This window comes from Flavobacterium taihuense (assembly GCF_019351435.1).
In the GTDB taxonomy this organism is placed as follows: domain Bacteria; phylum Bacteroidota; class Bacteroidia; order Flavobacteriales; family Flavobacteriaceae; genus Flavobacterium; species Flavobacterium taihuense.
In genome coordinates this window covers 360,832-376,677 of record NZ_JAHWYN010000002.1, presented here as the reverse complement: position 1 = coordinate 376,677, position 15,846 = coordinate 360,832, and the positions used below count along the sequence as shown (strand labels likewise).

At 35.0% G+C, this 15,846-nt stretch carries 14 protein-coding genes; 5 read left to right on the top strand and 9 right to left on the bottom strand.

Features of this window, described 5'->3' with window-relative positions; genetic code table 11:
- Nucleotide 1: 1 nt before the first annotated feature.
- The 3 genes from KZH69_RS03225 to greA all read right to left on the bottom strand — a co-directional run bounded on the left by KZH69_RS03225 (nt 2) and on the right by greA (nt 2,196).
- On the bottom strand, nt 2-1,168 hold the full coding sequence (locus tag KZH69_RS03225; RefSeq protein WP_219316020.1) for a transglutaminase domain-containing protein: 1,167 nt from the start codon (nt 1,166-1,168) through the stop codon (nt 2-4).
- An 82-nt stretch (nt 1,169-1,250) separates the two neighbouring features.
- Entirely contained in the window at nt 1,251-1,640 is a 390-nt protein-coding gene (locus KZH69_RS03220) for an HIT family protein (protein ID WP_219316019.1), read from the bottom strand.
- 79 nt (nt 1,641-1,719) lie between these two features.
- On the bottom strand, nt 1,720-2,196 hold the full coding sequence (gene greA, locus KZH69_RS03215) for a transcription elongation factor GreA (RefSeq protein WP_219316018.1): 477 nt from the start codon (nt 2,194-2,196) through the stop codon (nt 1,720-1,722).
- 167 nt (nt 2,197-2,363) lie between these two features.
- Here greA and KZH69_RS03210 point away from each other — a divergent pair, with 167 nt between their 5' ends.
- Nucleotides 2,364-2,780: a Rieske (2Fe-2S) protein gene (locus tag KZH69_RS03210; protein ID WP_219316017.1), complete on the top strand. Its 417-nt coding sequence runs from the start codon at nt 2,364-2,366 to the stop codon at nt 2,778-2,780.
- Between the two features lie 142 nt (nt 2,781-2,922).
- Here KZH69_RS03210 and KZH69_RS03205 read toward each other — a convergent pair whose 3' ends face one another.
- The 6 genes from KZH69_RS03205 to KZH69_RS03180 form a co-directional block, all read right to left on the bottom strand.
- Nucleotides 2,923-5,139, bottom strand: a complete 2,217-nt coding sequence (locus KZH69_RS03205; RefSeq protein ID WP_219316016.1) for a TonB-dependent receptor — start codon at nt 5,137-5,139, stop codon at nt 2,923-2,925.
- A 377-nt stretch (nt 5,140-5,516) separates the two neighbouring features.
- On the bottom strand, nt 5,517-5,918 hold the full coding sequence (gene arfB, locus KZH69_RS03200) for an alternative ribosome rescue aminoacyl-tRNA hydrolase ArfB (protein ID WP_219316015.1): 402 nt from the start codon (nt 5,916-5,918) through the stop codon (nt 5,517-5,519).
- 1 nt (nt 5,919) lies between these two features.
- Nucleotides 5,920-8,046 carry a DUF4301 family protein gene (locus KZH69_RS03195; protein ID WP_219316014.1) on the bottom strand — a complete coding sequence of 709 codons (2,127 nt, stop codon included), beginning with the start codon at nt 8,044-8,046 and terminating at the stop codon, nt 5,920-5,922.
- A complete protein-coding gene (gene pnuC, locus KZH69_RS03190) occupies nt 7,995-8,630 on the bottom strand; it encodes a nicotinamide riboside transporter PnuC (protein ID WP_219316013.1) in 636 nt (211 codons plus the stop codon). Before pnuC ends, KZH69_RS03195 begins: the two co-directional genes overlap by 52 nt.
- A 29-nt stretch (nt 8,631-8,659) precedes the next feature.
- Nucleotides 8,660-9,403, bottom strand: coding sequence for a phosphoglycerol geranylgeranyltransferase (locus KZH69_RS03185; RefSeq protein WP_219316012.1), 744 nt, complete (start codon nt 9,401-9,403; stop codon nt 8,660-8,662).
- Nucleotides 9,404-9,468: 65 nt separating this feature from the next.
- Nucleotides 9,469-10,125, bottom strand: a complete 657-nt coding sequence (locus KZH69_RS03180) for a 4'-phosphopantetheinyl transferase family protein (protein WP_219316011.1) — start codon at nt 10,123-10,125, stop codon at nt 9,469-9,471.
- Nucleotides 10,126-10,353: 228 nt separating this feature from the next.
- On the opposite strand from KZH69_RS03180, the gene ahcY reads away from it, so the two are divergent.
- The 4 genes from ahcY to KZH69_RS03160 all read left to right on the top strand — a co-directional run bounded on the left by ahcY (nt 10,354) and on the right by KZH69_RS03160 (nt 15,831).
- Complete coding sequence (gene ahcY, locus KZH69_RS03175) at nt 10,354-11,670, top strand: adenosylhomocysteinase (RefSeq protein ID WP_116796265.1); 1,317 nt, start codon at nt 10,354-10,356, stop codon at nt 11,668-11,670.
- 216 nt (nt 11,671-11,886) lie between these two features.
- Nucleotides 11,887-14,214: a patatin-like phospholipase family protein gene (locus KZH69_RS03170; RefSeq protein WP_255557627.1), complete on the top strand. Its 2,328-nt coding sequence runs from the start codon at nt 11,887-11,889 to the stop codon at nt 14,212-14,214.
- A 152-nt stretch (nt 14,215-14,366) separates the two neighbouring features.
- Nucleotides 14,367-14,906 carry a hypothetical protein gene (locus tag KZH69_RS03165; protein WP_219316010.1) on the top strand — a complete coding sequence of 180 codons (540 nt, stop codon included), beginning with the start codon at nt 14,367-14,369 and terminating at the stop codon, nt 14,904-14,906.
- Nucleotides 14,899-15,831: an alpha/beta hydrolase gene (locus KZH69_RS03160; RefSeq protein ID WP_219316009.1), complete on the top strand. Its 933-nt coding sequence runs from the start codon at nt 14,899-14,901 to the stop codon at nt 15,829-15,831. Before KZH69_RS03165 ends, KZH69_RS03160 begins: the two co-directional genes overlap by 8 nt.
- Nucleotides 15,832-15,846: the final 15 nt, after the last annotated feature.

Below are 15,846 nucleotides of genomic sequence, written 5' to 3'. Positions count from 1 at the left end.
TTTATCTAACCGGAACTCCGAAAAAAGTCACTTTGGTAAACATTGCTTTTCTAGCTGATTTGCTTTTGCTTAAATAGTCGTTCACGAATTTTTCGTGTAGTTCTATTTGTTTCAAAACATCGATTATTGCATTTTTTAATGATTTTACACTTGCAATATTATTGTCATTATATTTCCCAATGGAATAAATTCGGTTTTGACAATCAATAATTTTTTGCCTTGGTGTTTCAATCATTGCTTTGATAGCATAGTCTGGTAAAATTGGCTTGAACCTATTATTGCGATAATAAATAAAATCATTCAATAACGTTACTGCCTGATTATAATCATCGTTAATTGCTTGAAACTTATCCATTGCTTCGTTATTCTGAATCGCTTCAACTTCGCTCTTTTTAGAAAGAACCATCTCTTGTATCAATTTATTTTTGATGCCGTTTTTCTCCATTCGAAACAAAGAAGCCGCAGCTTTATCCAGATCTGACATAGTATCATGTCCTTCTATTTCTGTTACATAATCAAATTTAGGTTTTGCTTTATTCAATTGTGTTTGGCCATCAATAAACTCCTGATTCGTAACAGGATAATTTAAAAATTGCCATAAATAATCAAAAGGCATGTGGTTCGTAATAAATTGACTGGGAGCAATCTTATAATGGAGATTATTCATTTTTTTCAAAAACTTCTTCCTATCAACATAACCAGCACTCCAAGTAGGGTCAAAAAGCCACCAAACATTATCAATTCTGGCAGCGCACCAAGCATGTGCTAGTATATCAATTTTTCCGTTTTGCTTGGTATATCCGTAAACAAGATAGGATTTGATACCCACTTTTTTTGCAATATCATTAAAAACCTCAGCATAATGAATACAAACTCCTTTTTTGGTAAGCACAGCATTTTTTATTTTATCCTGTGAAATTTCTTTATAATCAATGGATTCTATATTCTCAATATCATACCTAATATTTGAGGCTGTCCAATAAAATGCGGCTCTTACTTTATCATTTTCAGATTTGAAATTAGCATTGATATATTCTGAGATTCCAACGGTTGCTTTGCTCAAATCATTAGGGATTTTGTCCATTTTAGCATCTATCGAAGCATATATTCCTTTGGTTTGACCAAAACTGACAACTGCAAACAACAAAAATAAAAAAACACTTTTCATAACCATTTAATTTATTGACATAAAAAAACACGAACCTTTTAAATTACAATTTAAAAAATTCGTGTTCGTCACTGAGATATTTTTACAAATTTGCTTGAATGCTTTTCGCCAAAGATTCAAATTCCTCTTTTGTCAAACTTACTTTATGTCTGAAAGTCATTTCTCCCATTTCATTCAAAGGAATCAGGTGAACGTGTGCGTGAGGCACTTCAAGACCTATCACCGCCATTCCGATTCTTTTGCAAGGAATGGTTTTTTCAAGAGCAACAGCCACTTTTTTAGAGAAAGCCATTAAGCCAAGGTACAAGCCATCTTCGATATCAAAAAACTTGTCTATTTCTTTCTTAGGAATACAAAGTGTATGCCCTTTTGCATTTGGATTTACATCTAGAAAAGCCAAAAAATTTTCATCCTCTGCTACTTTGTAACAAGGAATTTCTCCGTCGATTATTTTTTTGAAAATAGTACTCATTTTGAAGTTAGATATTAGAAGTTAGAAAAAAGAAAATAGGACTTTCCGATCACTTAAGACTGACCACTGAATACTTAAACTACTCTCTTGAAATTTCAAGAATTTCAAATTTCAAAACACCGTTAGGTACTGTAATTTCGGCAACCTCACCAACTTTTTTACCCAATAACCCTTTTCCTATAGGAGAAGTAACCGATATTTTCCCAGTCTTCAAATCGGCTTCACTTTCGGCTACCAATGTGTATTTCATTTCCATTCCATTGGTTTGGTTTTTGATTTTTACATTTGACAAAACCAACACTTTGGACAAATCTAAATTAGACTCGTCAATCAATCTTGCATTAGCATGAACCTCCTCCAGCTTAGCAATTCTCATTTCCAGCATTCCTTGGGCTTCTTTGGCCGCATCATATTCTGCATTTTCAGACAAATCTCCTTTATCCCTTGCTTCTGCAATATCTTGAGATGCCTTTGGACGCATCACGCTTTTTAAATAATCTAATTCTTCTCTTAATTTTTTTAATCCTTCCGCTGTGTAATAAGATATTGCGCTCATAATTTCGTCATTTATATAAAATAGAAAAAATCCCATCAGGACGGGATTTCTTTCCACAAAGATACTATATTTTTGTTTTTAGTTTACAATTATATGTTAATCATAACAATTTCAAAGTTAAATAAATTAAATTTGTTTCGCTAATACTTTATATTTAATTTTTGATAATGAAAAAATACTTTCTTTTAATTATTACATCCCTTTTTTTCTTGGGATGCAGCGATAACGAAAACTCAAACAAAAATCCTTATTTGCCCAATTATAGCTTTTCTGTTGATCTCAACCTGAATTTACCAACGTATTCCACACTAAAATATCCTAGCAACGCAATCTATTATTCTGGTGTCGGAGTTAGTGGAATCATCGTTTTCAATACAGGCAGCGGTTACAATGCTTTTGATGCCGCTTGTCCCAACCAGGAAGTTAGCAGTTGTGATGCCATGACCATCAAGGGAGTGAATGCACTTTGTTCTTGCGACAAAAAAGAATATAGTTTATTTACTGGTCAAGGGGGAATGCCTTACCCTTTAAAACAATACCGCGTACAGGTAATAAACGAAAACCTTATTCGCATTTATAATTAAATTTTTTTGGGCGTGTCACCATAAAGAAAAGGGAGCTACTCATCGTACTGGTGAGTCGCTCCCTTTTCTTTATGCTGTCAGGCTGTCCGCGTTACTTCGGTAACTTGCTCCCATCCTTCACGCGTGACCAAGACATTATTCCCTAAAACTTCAAGCTCAGTCCAATCAAGAAATTAACCCCCGCTTGAGGATAATATCCAGCTCCTTCAATTGTTGTAATTGCTGGCGGATTGCTGTAATCATCATCATAAGTATAGAAATAACCATTACTCACATACTTCAAATCAAAAATATTGTTAATCAAAGCCGAAACCAGAATAGACTTAAATATACTTTTTGGCTTAAACTCATAAGACACATTCAAGTCATTTACAAAATAACTATCCAGTTTTGACCCTTCCGAATCGATGTTTGCCATATACTGTTCCCCAACAAACTTGGAATACAAGGATATTTGAAAATCTTTAATAGGTGTAAATCCTAAACGATTTCCAGCCACAACATCAGGTGAATAAGCAATATTGGTGTTTCCCAAATTTTGCAAAACGCCGTCTCTTGTAAAATAAAAATCTTTGTTTTTGTTTTGGCTCAAAGTCACATTCGGTTGTAACACCCATTTTTCCGAAAGCTGAAAAGTTGCATCCAATTCCAAACCAAGTCTGTAACTATCACCGCTATTGGCTCTTATTGGCGCACCCACATCATTCAACTCTCCAGTCAAAACCAATTGGTCTTGGTATTTCATATAATACGCATTGGCATTCAACTTTATTTTATCCGAAAGATAACGCCAGCCCAATTCAAAATCATTTAGCTTTTCAGGTTTTGGACTTCCATTTTCATAATCTGTTCTATTAGGTTCTCTATTGGCTCTCGCATATGAAAAATACAAACTATTGATTTCATTCCATTGATAAGTCACTCCCGCTTTCGGATTAAAGAAATTAAAATTATCATCAACCAAACCTGTTTCTGTTGAATTCGCTTTATAAGTCACATTTCGCAATTGCAGATCCCCGAACAAACTCCATTTATCAGCTACTTTATAATTTGCTTTTGCAAAAACATTACCATCTGTTTTCGTCGAGAAATCATCATAATAATGGTCTCCCAACTCGCTTGTCGAAGCATATCTTGCCCAAATAACTTTTCCAAAATGGTCTCCTTCATATTTATTCCATCCACCACCGAGAATAACATCCCAATTTTCTTTTTTATAATTGGCTGAGAAAGTAGTTCCGTAAAAATCATTATCCAACCATTTTTGACGCACAAGATCAGTCGTGTTTACAGTAGGCGCTGCTATAATTGGTGTTAAACCATATTCAGCAAAATCTTGGTCTTCTTGATATTCTTCATAATATCCATTCCCTTTGGTATAATGAAATGCTAAGTTTGTGCTCCAGTTTTCTGAAATCTTTTCACTCCAATGCAATTGATAATGGTCTTGTTGGTAATTATCGGTTTGATTGTCATAAAAACGAATGTTGCCAAACTCATCTGTAAACATTCCGGCTGCATTAAAAGTTCTGTCGCTTTCCAAAGTTACCGCATCAACACCAAACCAAGATTGATATGTTTTTTCGGTTCCACCAAAAGCAAGAGCTTTGATTAAGGTTGTTTTCCCAACATAAGTTCCTTGCAAGAAATACGATTTCAAATCAGAACTCGCACGGTCAATATATCCATCCGATTTCAAAACAGACAAACGACCTGCAATTTCAAAATGATCATTCATCAAACCGGTGCTGAATTTTACGGTATTTTTAAATGTATTAAAACTTCCATAGGAACTGGAAATTTCACCCTGAGCCTTATCTGAATAGGAATCGGTCAACATATTCAAACTAGCCCCAAAAGCTGCAGCCCCATTTGTAGAAGTCCCTACTCCACGTTGCAATTGCAAACTCTGAACCGAAGAGGCAAAATCAGGCATGTTTACCCAATATGTCCCTTGACTTTCAGCATCATTGTACGGAATTCCATTGATAGTTACATTCACGCGGGTAGCATCACTACCACGCACACGAATACCGGTATAACCAACACCATTCCCAGCATCCGAAGTTGTTACTACTGAAGGCAAATAATTCATTAAAATAGGAATGTCTTGACCTAAATTTCGTGTCTTGATGTCTTTTTTATCCAAATTACTGAACGTAACTGGCGTTTTTGTGGTTACACGTATGGCCGAAACCAATACTTCATCGAGTTGATTAATCTTTGTAGTGTCTTTTACTTGAGAAAAAGAGAGAAAAGATGTTAAAGTAAAGAAAATAGAAAATAGAAAACGTTTTGAGAATTGAGCCGTTTTCGTTCTGACTTTTTTAAAGCCAATAAATTGAATTGAAATTTTCATCCGTAAATAGTTTACGAATAAAAGGGGGAATTATTCTTTTGTTTAAATTAATAAATGATTGTTCTACAACAAATAGATAGTGTGCACGCTATTTTTTGTCGTTTTTTCCCTTGGCAGCATTACCCGCCCAGGTTCTTTGGGTATGATCTCAGCTCGTTATTTGGAGCACCCCTTTGAGACAGTGCAAAGGTAGAAAAAAAGTATTAAGATGGAAGAATTAAGTATTAAGATTTTTCAATGCAAAGAAATAAGTCTGTAGCTGATAAAATTTGATATTATAGAAAAAAACATTGGGTATTTTTAGACTGTACCTCTAAAATACCCAATACATTTGTCTTAATACTTAATTCTTCCATCTTAATACTTTAACCATAATTCTAAAACTCTGGTTTCCTTCTTGTTTTCTTTATCTCAGATACATTTTTTTTATCCTTGATTCTTTTTCGAATAACAGATTTTGGAATTTTGGTAGCCTTACGCTCTTTGGGAACATACAATCCTTTTTTTAGAATTTCCAAAAACCGTTTAGTGATGATTTCCTTGTTTTTTAGTTGACTTCTATCTTCATCGCAGTTTAAAACCAAAATCAAATCTGTTGTTAGACGGTTCTGTAAATTGGTTTCCAGCAACAATTTCTCCTCATCTGAAAATGCCTGTGAATTATGCAAATCAAAAGTCAGCACTACTTTGGACGAAACTTTATTCACGTTTTGTCCACCGGCACCACTGCTTCTTACTGCCTTATATTTCACCTCTGAGAGGATAGTTTGGATTTCCACTTTATATCGGTTGATGTGCTGGTTTTAATAAATCATTTACAGTTTTTACAGGACTAAAAGTAAACAAAGGAACCTCTACAAAAACAGTCAGCCAATTGGCCATCGCTCCATTCCATAAACCAGGTAATTCATAGGCTTTTAAATCCATTCCTCCACTATTTTTATGCACTATAAAGCCACTATTAGGATCTACAAACTCCTTTAAATCGAATTTTTGGTTTTGATAATTCTTCAATCCGCAAACTAAATCCACTGGATTAAAATGAGTAGCATTACCCAGAATTTTCAATTGTGCAGCATTATTCAAATCAATCTGTGAAGTCTCAACAATTTGCAACGTCAATTCTCCATCCATTCCCCTTACCCAAAATGGGCCACCACCCGGTTCTCCTTCATTTTTTACCATTCCACAAACTCTGATAGGCTTGTCTAGCATTTCCTTTAATTTTCTGATTTGGTTTTTCAATTTGAATTTATGAAAATCATCATTTAACTCGATATTTAATTGCTTTTTCAGAAAAACTAAAATTTCACTTATTTTTTCTGAACTGATTTCATGATTCTCCAATGCTTTCAAATATTCAAAAATCTGATGTTGTAACTCTATCAGGACACCTGCTAATGCTTTCTTATAAAAAGAAATCTGTTTAATGTTATTTTGACTTACATTATCAATATTTTTTATAAAAACAACATCGGCGTCAATTGCATTTAAATTCTCTATCAAAGCGCCATGACCTCCAGGCCTAAAGACCAGCATCCCTTTTTCATTTCGAAAAGGCTTATTTTCATTGTCAACAGCAACGGTGTCGGTTTCTTTCTTTTGATACGAATAACTGACTGCTATTGTTGAATTTGATTTAGACTCAATTTCTCCTTTTACATTTTCAATAATTTCCTCAAATTGCGCTTGATGATTTTCGGAAACCGTCAAATGCAAATTGGACTGATTATTTGAAGTGGCATAAAACGCACATTCATACAAGTGTTCCTGAATAGGAGGTGCTATATGAGTTGCATATTTATGAAATGGAAGGATACCTTTTGGCTTATTGGCAAAGTCGAAATATTCTGGAGACAAGAGAGTCTTAATAAAATAATAATTTTTATAATCACGCCCCAAAGTATTAAAATCGGGATATATTTCCTTCAGTTTTTTATCTACAGCTTCAAAAAATGGGAATTTATCCATTCCAATAATAAAAAGAGCCAGTTCAGTATCTTTTTTTCTATTGATGTAGGCATTGATACTTTCATTTTCAAAATCAAACTCATTCAAAAAAGCACTCAAAAACTTAAACATTCTTGTTGCCGCACCAGAAGCCGGAACAAATTTCTTTAGTTTTAGTTTTGATATATTAGCATCAAAATAATTAGCTTTTTGTTCAAAATCGGCATCTGATAATTTTAGGATTCCATTATTTAAAGTCGCTGGATTGACCAGAACACTTTTTTGAATTCCTTTTTTAAAAATATCAAACTGTGTTTTTATATTTTCTAAAGGAACACCATGTTCATAAATTTGTAAAAAATCAAGAGAAGTAAACCCCATCTGAAAAGCCATCGTCAAATCCTCAATGATTGCAACTGCTTTCTTTAAACGGGTTTCTTTATCACCTGAAATGGTAATAAAAGGTTTTTTATTATCAATCAACGATTGTTTGAATACCTCAAAAACACTTTCTCTTCCCTCTGGACTGTCTCTCAAACCATCATCTTCCCATGGCACATCTATATCTGTCAAGAAAAACAAATCATATTGATGGGCACGCGCCGCTTTATCCAATAATGAATCACAAAAATTATAATACAATTCAGAAAACACTTTGGTTACCAACAAATTTGTATCACAAAAAAGATACTTATTCGCAATTAAGGCACTTTCGTTTTCCAATTTGGTTTGTCCATATGCAATAGGCAACATATCATCAATATCACAAATACCGCGACCGCTATCTAATTTTTCCTGTAGATAATCACGTGCGAATTCGGGAACCCAAACCGTTTTATAATATTCGGCTAGTTGTGTTGCCAAAGTAGTTTTTCCAGTAGATTCTGGTCCAAAAATGGCAATTTTTATAATTGGCGAAGCTCCAGATTTTGCGAGCTGTTCAAGATTTTCTTCCATTCTAAATAGCCATAAACGGCAATAATTGTAAATATTATATATTGAAAACAGGTAAAAGTATAACCTTTTGTAAAATAAAGCGGTATGGAAAGTAAATCTCCTACAATCCAAAAAATCCAATTTTCAATTTTTCTTTTGGCCATCAACCACATACCCACAAAAAATATTGCAGTCAAAAAGGTATCAACGTACGAATACCAGCTTGCAAATTTATTAAAATAAAGATAGACTATAATTACAAAAATGAGGGTCAATACAAAAATAACAACCGCCATCACTTTTTCCTTATTAGTCATCACAGATACTGGAAATTCATCGACATCCCCTTTTTTTCGCGTCCAGTGATACCACCCATAAATACTCATTATAAAATAATACACATTAATCATGGAATCTCCCAATAAACTCCATTGCCAAAGCAAATAAGCATATATAGACGTACTAATTAAACCCGTTGGAAAAACCCAAATATTGTCTTTCTTGGCACACCAAACACTCCAAAGGCCAAAAAAAACGCCAATCAATTCTAAGTAAACTTCGTGAATCGGGTAACCTTTGTATTGGGAAAAAAAATAGTCTAACATTTAAAATTTTAGATTTATGATTAACGATTTTAGATTGGGCTTGATTCAAAAAAATTATGATCATTTTCAAAAGCGGTACCAATAACTACCAAATCGGCTCCAGCTTCGTAGGCTTTTTGAATGCCTTGCAAATCTATAATTCCGCCACCAACAATTAGAGGAATTTCAATATTATTTGATACTTTTTTTATCATTTCAAAAGGAACTGCTTTTTTTGCACCACTTCCCGCTTCGAGATAAATGAGTTTATGTCCCAACATTTCCCCTGCTTGGGCGGTGTGCATCGCATAATCGCTATTATTTCTGTCCAATGGTTTAGTGTTACTCACTCTGGCCACAGCTGTTTCACTGCCACTTTCGATTAACATATAACCTGTCGAAATAATTTCGAGTTCAGTTTTTTTCAAAATTGGCACTGCATCTACTTGATGCTCTATCAGATAATCGGGGTTCCGGCCTGATATTAAGGAAAGAAATAGAATTGCATCTGCGTGGGCAGAAATCTGAGATGGATTTCCAGGAAAAAGGACAATAGGCAAAACCCCTCGATCTACTAAAGGGGGGAATTGTTTTAGACGAATGATCAATTCATCCAAAATATTATTTTGAACATGACTTCCGCCAATGAAAATATGTGTTGCAGGTGATTGATTAATTTTTTCGATTAAATATCCCAAATTTTCCCAAACAATTTTATCGGGATCGAGAAGAATGGCAAGTAATTTTCGTTTTTCCGTTTTGGCCTGAATTATAGCATTATAAATATTTGTCATACACAGTTACACAAAGATTAACTAAGAAGTGACAAAGCTAATCAAAGATTTAAAATTATTCCTGATTATTCAAAAGCATAAACCAGAGTGAAATTTTGTTCTAAACCATTATTGTCTTTTGATTCAAATTCTTCAAAACATACATTAAACTCTTTGATTATACTGTCAAAGTGAAGTTCGCTTTTGGTTTTCAGATCGTTCATTTCAAAAGCTTCGACTTTAATATGATCTCTGAAACTAATTCCTTTTTCGTTTCTAATTTTAAATATCGCTTCTTTGACACCCCAAATCACGGTTAGCTTTCTAATGTATTCTGTTTTTTCGTCTGGATTTAAAAAAGAAAACTCTGTATCGGCGAATTTATCGGCAATGCGGATGATTTTTTCGCGTTGTAGTTCGATATCGATTCCAACCACTTCATCACTTAAAATAATGGCCGAAAATTGATGGGAATGGGTAATTGAAATATGTTTACCATCATGCAAATGCGGTTTTCCGAATTCGTCATAATACAAATCAAAATCCGTGTAACCTGCTATCTGAAACAGTTTGCGAACACTTAAGAAAGCACGTTGATGTATTTCGGACTTCATGCCGTTCAATCGATTCATATTACTATCATTGAGAACGACTGCCTCAAAAAGCTCCTGATAAGATTCGGTTATTTCCCAAACGAGGATTTGGGTAGATGGATTTAAGACTATGGCTTTGTATAATGGCATGATGTTGTTGTGGTGATTTTTAGCCCCGATAGTAGCGGCATCCTTTTTTCGTGCTTTTTTGCACGGAAAAAGATATAGCGGATAGCGGGATTAGCTCCAAAAAAAATTATTTATCTAATGTTCAAAAGATTAAGACATTAAACAAATCACAAATCTCGCATAAATTAGTTTATTTCTAAACTTATTGCCTAAATTTGCAAAAAATTTTACAATACAAATATACTATAAATGAGTACAACGACTATGCCTTTTGTGGCTTTCAAAGTAAAAGACATTTCTCTAGCAGCCTGGGGAAGAAAAGAAATTGAACTAGCTGAAGCTGAAATGCCAGGATTAATGGCGCTTCGTGCAGAATACAAAGACGAACAACCTCTTAAAGGTGCTCGTATTGCAGGATGTTTGCACATGACGATTCAAACTGCCGTTTTGATAGAAACATTGATTGCTCTTGGTGCTGAAGTGACTTGGAGTTCTTGTAACATTTTCTCTACTCAAGATCAAGCTGCTGCTGCTATTGCTGCTGCCGGAATTCAAGTTTATGCTTGGAAAGGTTTGAACGAAGTGGATTTTGACTGGTGTATCGAGCAAACATTATTCTTTGGTGAAGACAGAAAACCATTGAACATGATTCTTGATGACGGTGGAGATTTGACTAACATGGTTATTGACCGTTACCCGGAATTGGTTGCCGGAATCAAAGGATTGTCTGAAGAAACTACAACTGGTGTACACAGATTATACGAAAGAGTAAAAGCTGGAACATTGCCAATGCCTGCTATCAACGTAAATGACTCGGTTACTAAATCTAAATTTGACAACAAATACGGATGTAAAGAATCTGCTGTTGATGCGGTTCGTCGTGCTACAGACATTATGTTGGCTGGAAAAAGAGTAATCGTTTGTGGATACGGTGATGTTGGAAAAGGAACTGCTGCTTCTTTTAGAGGTGCTGGTTCTATTGTAACTGTTACTGAAATTGACCCAATTTGTGCTTTACAAGCTGCAATGGACGGTTTTGAAGTTAAAAAATTAGATACTGTTGTAGCTAATGCTGATATCATCATCACCACAACCGGAAATAAAGATATCGTTTTGGGTTCTCATTTCGAAAAAATGAAAGACAAGACTATCGTTTGTAACATTGGACACTTTGACAACGAAATTGACATGGCTTGGTTGAACAAAAACCACGGTGCTTCAAAAATCGAAATCAAACCGCAAGTTGACAAATATACTATCGCAGGAAAAGATATCATCATTTTGGCTGAAGGTCGTTTGGTAAACCTTGGTTGTGCTACAGGTCACCCAAGTTTTGTAATGAGTAACTCATTCACCAACCAAACTTTGGCACAAATCGAATTGTGGAAAAACAGCGCTGCTTACAACAATGAAGTTTATATGTTACCAAAACATTTAGATGAAAAAGTGGCAATGTTACACTTAGCAAAATTAGGAGTTGAATTGGAAACTTTACGTGACGATCAAGCTGCTTATATTGGAGTTGAAGTTCAAGGTCCATTCAAACCAGAATACTACAGATACTAGATTTTAGATTGCTGATTAGCGATTTATGATTTCAGATTTAGAACCCTTGCAGAAATGTGAGGGTTTTTTGTTTGCCTAAAAATGACGACAGCCAAAAAGAACCTTATTTTTAATATTCTTTTTATTGCTTTAAAAATATAATTTTCAATATCTTAGTATTATCATTAAATAAAACCAACCTATTTACCCTTAATCACCAACTCTAAACAAAAAGCTTTGAAAAAACATTTCCCCCTTTACCTTTTATTTATTTTTTTTATCACTAGTCAAATCAATTTTGCCCAAGAAAAAAAACCAAAAGTCATATTAGTATTAAGTGGTGGTGGTGCCAAAGGAGTAGCACACATCCCACTCTTACAAGCACTAGACTCTTTACATATCGTTCCAGATGTCGTTATTGGAAACAGTATGGGAAGCATCATGGGAGGCTTATATTCCATGGGATATTCGGGCGACAGTATAGCAAAACTCACAAAAAACATTGACTGGGACAAATTGCTGGGTGGTAGCATGTCTCTAAAAGATGTTGGTGTTGAGGAAAAAAGCGAATTTCAAAGATATTTGGCAGGCATAGGTATCAAAGACGGAAAACCCACCAACATGACTTCGATATTAAACGATCAAAATTTAAGGGAATACCTTTCTGAACTGACTTTTCCGGTTTATAATGTCAAAGATTTTGACAAGCTTTCAATTCCATTTAAAGCGATGGCCACCGATGTTGTAAACGGAAAAGAAGTGATTCTCGACAAAGGAAGTTTGGCATTTGCCATGAGAGCAAGCATGTCGTTGCCGGCAGTTTTCAAACCAATGCCCTACGAGGGAACTCTTCTCGTGGATGGAGGCGTAATGAACAATTTTCCAACCGATGTTGCCAAACAATTGGGTGCCGACATCATAATTGGTAGTGATGTGGGTGGAGGAATGGAACCTGTTGAAAAACTAGACAGTTTTGTGACCATATTGATGCAGACCAGTATGTTTCCAAGCAACATCAAAAATCCGGAAAATCGAAAAAATTGCACAATCCTTGTTGATCACTTACCCAACTTGAGATTCTCTACAGGCGATTTTAATAAAAGCAACGAAATTTACAAAGACGGTAAAATTGCAACTGTCCAAAACCTCCCAGCATTAGCCGAGTTGGCAAAAAAACTGCAAGGCTTTCAACAGCGAACTCATGAGCTCCCTAAAATGGCGAATGATTTTTTTGTAGACACCATTGTTTATAAAGGCATAAGCAAGGAAAACATCCCTCTTGTACTAGCAAGAACAAACATTAAACCAAAAGCACAATACACAACCAAAGATTTGATTAAAGGCATTAATCGAGCCATGGGAACCAACCTTTTCCACCAAATAACTTACAACTATTTCATAACCAATGAAAACAAAATAGGACTAACCTTAAATGGCTTCGAATACTCCAAAAACTTAGTCAATGCATCACTTCACTATGACACTTACCGTGGAGTTGGATTGATTCTTAATTATACGGGACGAAATATCCTCGCGCCATCTTCCCGCCTTATCATTACCGCCGATATAGCCGAACAGCCAAAAGGAAGAGTTAATTTCCAAAAAAGTTTTGGAAAAAACAAAGACTGGTGGTGGAGTTCTGAGCTTTATGGTGCCTTTTTAAAACAGGAACTCTTCATCGACGGAAAATCGGCAGACAACATGCTTTATAATGCCTTTGAGTTCAACAATCAGGCAAACAGAAACTTGAATTCCTTAAAAAGTTTTATTGGCATTGGATTAGATTACCATTACACCGAAGTAAAACCAAAAAACGACCCTTATTTGAATCCGAATGTATTATTGCTTAAGAACTACAACTTTCAAGACGCAGAAGTAAATGCACATTATTCGTACAATGATATGGATAAAGTTTTCTTTGCAACAACTGGAACAATTATAAGGGCCAATGTAAACCGTTCCTTATTTAGCAATGCCAATGCATCCTTTACAGATCCTAATTTAACCAACTATTCGGGGCAAACAAACGGATTTACCAAATTAGGGTTCGGGATTGAAAAAAGAATGCTATTACAAAAGAAAATCACTTGCATGATAGGTTTTGACGCCAACTTTATATTCGAAGACAAACTCCAAAACAATGACGTGTCGTTTTCTGAATACGGCTATGCCGCTAAATACTTTCTTGGAGGTATCCTACCTAGTTCAGGAAACAACCGTTTTTCTTTTCCAGGTTTACACGAAGACGAAGTCAACGTTTCGCAATTTATGGGAGTAAGATTAGGAGCCCAAATAAACCCACTAGGCAAGATCTACATAACTCCGCATTTCAATATGGCGTCCGTTGGTTTTAAAAATTTCAACGAATACATTGACGATGCTTTTTCTCCAAAAGGAAATTGGGATAAGTCCACTCAAACTAGTCTACTGTTATCAGGAGGAGCCGCCCTGTCTTACCAATCTATCTTGGGACCTATTCATTTTGACACCTCATGGATAAACAACATCGACAAAATGAGATTGTTTTTTAGTGTTGGATTTTCATTCAATCCATCAAACTTATAGTTAAATCATAATCAAAATGGAAGTTTAACAGCTGTTACTGGATTTACATTCCTGTTTCAGTTTTGAAATAACAGAATCACAAACCATTGTTTTAAAACAACTTACATATGAAATTACCCAAAAAAACCAAATATTAATACAAACCATTTCTATTGAAAAAGACAATACTTTTTTCGTTGATATTTTACAGTTTCATTGCACAGGCGCAAACTCTCAAATTAGGTGGACGTTTTCAAAAGACGCAAGAAATGTATTGGGAAAATGGAATTTCGGCACAATATTCATTCGCGAAATTTAAGCCTGACCAATTTTTTGTCGGCTTTGATTACGTAACTTCAAGATTGGGATCTGCGTATAATTCGAATGCTATTAAGCAAGACAATTATATCTTTTCCGGCAGTTGGCTATTTAACCGAAACAAAACCTTTCGTTTTGTAACTCGATTAAACGCTGGTTATTTTTACTCGGATTTAGAAGAGGACATTTTTGATGAAATCCCAAATACAGCATTTCTCTTTTCACCTGAAATTGGTTTCACTTTCGATATACCACAAGTGCCACTTTCATTGAATTTAGGGGCCGGATATTATATTATTACCGAAAAAGAAGGCTATTCGCCAGGAACCTTACAACCCCTATACTTTCATCTCGACATTTATTACACACTGTTTAAAAAGCAATGCAATGAATAAATCAAAACTATTTCTCCTGTTTGCGATTGCAGCCTTATTCTACTCGTGTAGCAACCCCAACATCACAGATGATTTGCTAGATGGCAATGTCATCTTTGATCCTTCATTATATAATCCTGAAGAATTTTTAGTTTCGGCAAAATACCCTACCCCAACACCCACAGATTTAAGCAAGCATATTATACTTGCCATTCACGGGTATTCCGCAACCACTTTTGAATGGCAGGAATTTAAAGATTGGTCAAACAGCTCTTCTACCTACAGAATATCACAAGTATTACTTGATGGACACGGCAGAGATTACGCATCATTTAAAGCTTCCAGATGGGAAGACTGGCGCTCTGCCATTACGGACGAATATGAGAAATTAATAGCACTTGGCTATACCAAAATCAGCATTGTAGGTTCGTCAACAGGAGGAACCCTAATTCTGGAATTAGTAAAATCAGGGTATTTCAATTCTCATCTACCTCCAAAAAATTTATTTTTAATTGACCCAATTGTTGTCCCTTCCAACAAACTTCAATCTATTAGCGGTATTATTGGTCCAATGTTGGTTTATGTTGAATCGGACCAGACTTCAGAAGAAAATAAATACTGGTATCGATTTAGACCCTATCAAACAATCAATGAGCTTAACGCCGTAATGAAAACGGTGCGCAAAGGATTGGAAGACGGGATGACACTCCCAACTGAAACCTATTTAAAAGTATTTCATTCATTACATGATCCAGTAGCAAGCACAACAAGTACTGTATTAATCTACAAAGGATTAAAAACAAGCACAGGAGCTCACATTGACGCACAATTAATGGATTCTGATATCCATGTATTCACAAGATTAAGTTTGCGATCAAATATTACTCCTTTACAGCATGCCAATCAAATTGACGCATTTAATCAAATAGCGAATAGACTAAATTAATCGATACAATTAAAA

Coding starts and splice junctions, on each gene's coding strand:
- KZH69_RS03225 (WP_219316020.1), bottom strand. CDS start 1,168: ATGAAAAGTGTTTTTTTATTTTTGTTGTTTGCAGTTGTCAGTTTTGGT.
- KZH69_RS03220 (WP_219316019.1), bottom strand. CDS start 1,640: ATGAGTACTATTTTCAAAAAAATAATCGACGGAGAAATTCCTTGTTAC.
- ahcY (WP_116796265.1), top strand. CDS start 10,354: ATGAGTACAACGACTATGCCTTTTGTGGCTTTCAAAGTAAAAGACATT.
- KZH69_RS03205 (WP_219316016.1), bottom strand. CDS start 5,139: ATGAAAATTTCAATTCAATTTATTGGCTTTAAAAAAGTCAGAACGAAA.
- KZH69_RS03210 (WP_219316017.1), top strand. CDS start 2,364: ATGAAAAAATACTTTCTTTTAATTATTACATCCCTTTTTTTCTTGGGA.
- KZH69_RS03185 (WP_219316012.1), bottom strand. CDS start 9,403: ATGACAAATATTTATAATGCTATAATTCAGGCCAAAACGGAAAAACGA.
- KZH69_RS03195 (WP_219316014.1), bottom strand. CDS start 8,046: ATGGAAGAAAATCTTGAACAGCTCGCAAAATCTGGAGCTTCGCCAATT.
- pnuC (WP_219316013.1), bottom strand. CDS start 8,630: ATGTTAGACTATTTTTTTTCCCAATACAAAGGTTACCCGATTCACGAA.
- KZH69_RS03180 (WP_219316011.1), bottom strand. CDS start 10,125: ATGCCATTATACAAAGCCATAGTCTTAAATCCATCTACCCAAATCCTC.
- KZH69_RS03160 (WP_219316009.1), top strand. CDS start 14,899: ATGAATAAATCAAAACTATTTCTCCTGTTTGCGATTGCAGCCTTATTC.
- greA (WP_219316018.1), bottom strand. CDS start 2,196: ATGAGCGCAATATCTTATTACACAGCGGAAGGATTAAAAAAATTAAGA.